We start from the raw sequence: 3,707 nt of genomic DNA on the forward strand, positions 1-3,707 counted from the left end.
ACCCGGTATATCCAAAACCGGGAAGAGCTACCTTCCTGCGTCCCTCCGCAGCTTGCCTACTATGAAATCGGGTCACAGACTCAGTGAGGATCCGTCCGAAGACATCACCACACCTCGCGTGCTTAGCATCATCCAATTCGGCAGGGGCGATATTTCGCCGGTACGGGAATATCAACCCGTTGTCCATCGACTACGCCTGTCGGCCTCGCCTTAGGTCCCGACTTACCCAGGGCAGATTAGCTTGACCCTGGAACCCTTGGATATTCGGCGGACGGGTTTCTCACCCGTCTTTCGCTACTCATGCCTGCATTCTCACTCGTGTGCTCTCCACGACTGGGTCACCCCGCCGCTTCACCGCGCACACGACGCTCCCCTACCCATCCACGCAACCTTACGGTCACACGCGTGAATGCCATAGCTTCGGCGGATAACTTGAGCCCCGCTAAATTGTCGGCGCAGAATCACTTGACCAGTGAGCTATTACGCACTCTTTCAAGGGTGGCTGCTTCCAAGCCAACCTCCTGGTTGTCTCCGCAACTCCACATCCTTTTCCACTTAGTTATCGCTTAGGGGCCTTAGCTGATGATCTGGGCTGTTTCCCTCTCGACTATGAAGCTTATCCCCCACAGTCTCACTGCCGTACTCTCACTTACCGGCATTCGGAGTTTGACTGATTTCGGTAAGCTTGTGGGCCCCCTAGACCATTCAGTGCTCTACCTCCGGTAAGAAACATACGACGCTGCACCTAAATGCATTTCGGGGAGAACCAGCTATCACGAAGTTTGATTGGCCTTTCACCCCTATCCACAGCTCATCTCCTCGGTTTTCAACCCAAGTGAGTTCGGTCCTCCACGACGTCTTACCGTCGCTTCAACCTGGCCATGGATAGATCACTTCGCTTCGGGTCTAGAGCACGCGACTAAAAACGCCCTATTAGGACTTGCTTTCGCTACGGCTCCCCCACACGGGTTAACCTCGCCACGTACCACTAACTCGCAGGCTCATTCTTCAAAAGGCACGCCGTCACCCCGCAGGGCTCCGACGGATTGTATGCGATCGGTTTCAGGTACTATTTCACTCCCCTCCCGGGGTACTTTTCACCTTTCCCTCACGGTACTTGTCCGCTATCGGTCACCAAGGAGTATTTAGGCTTAGCGGATGGTCCCGCCAGATTCATGCGGAATTTCAGGGGTTCCGCATTACTTGGGGTGACGCTCCAGAGTGAACAGCTTACGTCTACAGGAGTATTACCTTCTCTGCTGTGCCTTACCAGACACTTCAACTTCACTGATCATTTCTAACTCTGCGGCTGCTCGACAGCGCAGCCCGAACGGCCCCACAACACCCCGCATGCAACGCCTGTCAGCTATCACACACACGAGGTTTGGCCTCTTCCGCGTTCGCTCGCCACTACTAACGGAATCACGGTTGTTTTCTCTTCCTGTGGGTACTGAGATGTTTCACTTCCCCACGTTCCCTCCAACTGCCCTATACATTCAGGCAGAGGTTGCCGGACATGACTCCGGTATTTCAAGGTTTCCCTATTCGGAAATCCACGGATCAAAGCTCGTTTACCAGCTCCCCATGGCTTATCGCAGGTTACAACGTCCTTCATCGGCTCTTGGTGCCAAGGCATCCACCGATCGCACTTAGTAGCTTGTCAAAAAATCTACAAAGATGCTCGCGTCCACTGTGAAGTTCTCAAGATACGGGCGAGCCCAGACCACCCCCCAAGCCATCAAGACCCAGGAAGCGGCGCTGGTCCGCACAGAAGGCGTTGCAAAGCAACCGACCCCTCAGGACCCAACAGCGTGCTTAGCCACAACACCCACCACCAGCGAGGTTCCACCCCCAGATCACAAGATCCAGGCTGTACTGACACCAACAGCATCGGCTGCAGCTTCGAAAGTCAATGTTCCACATTCCGGTGCCGGCCGCGCCGGGAACATTCGCCCCAGAACACGACCATGAACACCACAACCACCAGGGCTGAGGTGCTACAGGCTCCTTAGAAAGGAGGTGATCCAGCCGCACCTTCCGGTACGGCTACCTTGTTACGACTTAGTCCTAATTACCGGTCCCACCTTCGACGGCTCCCTCCACAAGGGTTAGGCCACCGGCTTCGGGTGTTACCGACTTTCATGACTTGACGGGCGGTGTGTACAAGCCCCGGGAACGTATTCACCGCAGCGTTGCTGATCTGCGATTACTAGCGACTCCGACTTCATGGGGTCGAGTTGCAGACCCCAATCCGAACTGAGACCGGCTTTTTGAGATTCGCTCACCCTTACAGGCTCGCAGCTCTTTGTACCGGCCATTGTAGCATGCGTGAAGCCCTGGACATAAGGGGCATGATGACTTGACGTCATCCCCACCTTCCTCCGAGTTGACCCCGGCGGTCTCCTATGAGTCCCCGGCATTACCCGCTGGCAACATAGGACGAGGGTTGCGCTCGTTGCGGGACTTAACCCAACATCTCACGACACGAGCTGACGACAGCCATGCACCACCTGTATACCGACCAAAAAGGGGCACCTATCTCTAGATGTTTCCGGCATATGTCAAACCCAGGTAAGGTTCTTCGCGTTGCATCGAATTAATCCGCATGCTCCGCCGCTTGTGCGGGGCCCCGTCAATTCCTTTGAGTTTTAGCCTTGCGGCCGTACTCCCCAGGCGGGGTACTTAATGCGTTAGCTGCGGCACGGAGTTCGTGGAATGAACCCCACACCTAGTACCCACCGTTTACGGCGTGGACTACCAGGGTATCTAAGCCTGTTTGCTCCCCACGCTTTCGCTTCTCAGCGTCAGGAAAGGTCCAGAGAACCGCCTTCGCCACTGGTGTTCCTCCTGATATCTACGCATTCCACCGCTTCACCAGGAATTCCATTCTCCCCTACCTTCCTCAAGTCTGCCCGTATCGGAAGCAGGCTCAGGGTTAAGCCCTGAGTTTTCACTCCCGACGCGACAAACCGCCTACAAGCTCTTTACGCCCAATAAATCCGGACAACGCTCGCACCCTACGTATCACCGCGGCTGCTGGCACGTAGTTAGCCGGTGCTTCTTCTGCAGGTACCGTCACTCTCGCTTCGTCCCTGCTGAAAGCGGTTTACAACCCGAAGGCCGTCATCCCGCACGCGGCGTTGCTGCATCAGACTTGCGTCCATTGTGCAATATTCCCCACTGCTGCCTCCCGTAGGAGTTTGGGCCGTATCTCAGTCCCAATGTGGCCGGTCACCCTCTCAGGCCGGCTACCCGTCGAAGCCTTGGTGAGCCATTACCTCACCAACAAGCTGATAGGCCGCGAGTCCATCCCCAACCGCCGGAGCTTTCAAACAACCACCATGCAGTGGAAGCTGATATCCGGTATTAGCACCTGTTTCCAGGAGTTATCCCAAAGTCAGGGGCAGGTTACTCACGTGTTACTCACCCGTTCGCCACTCGTGTACCCCCGAAAGGGCCTTACCGTTCGACTTGCATGTGTTAAGCACGCCGCCAGCGTTCGTCCTGAGCCAGGATCAAACTCTCCGTTGAAAAAATATCAGCCACAAACACCCCGAGAGGCGCCTGCATCACTGTCAACTAGTTTGATACTGACAAAATCCAATAAGCTGGACTTCAATCAATATTTTCAAAGGAATCCATCCCCAACCAAAAGCTGGGAGACGGGTTCGCAAAAGACAAGACCCGAAAGCCTTGCCAGTGCATGT

Annotated in this window: 2 rRNA genes; both read right to left on the reverse strand. The window is 55.2% G+C overall.

Going from position 1 to position 3,707, the window contains the following annotated elements:
* Positions 1–1,663: ribosomal RNA gene (locus tag ABEA30_RS15445) — 23S ribosomal RNA — on the reverse strand; the annotation flags it as partial.
* Between the two features lie 349 nt (positions 1,664–2,012).
* Positions 2,013–3,531: ribosomal RNA gene (locus ABEA30_RS15450) — 16S ribosomal RNA — on the reverse strand.
* Positions 3,532–3,707: the final 176 nt, after the last annotated feature.

It is taken from the genome of Tessaracoccus lubricantis, from assembly GCF_039544535.1.
GTDB classification, from domain to species: domain Bacteria; phylum Actinomycetota; class Actinomycetes; order Propionibacteriales; family Propionibacteriaceae; genus Arachnia; species Arachnia lubricantis.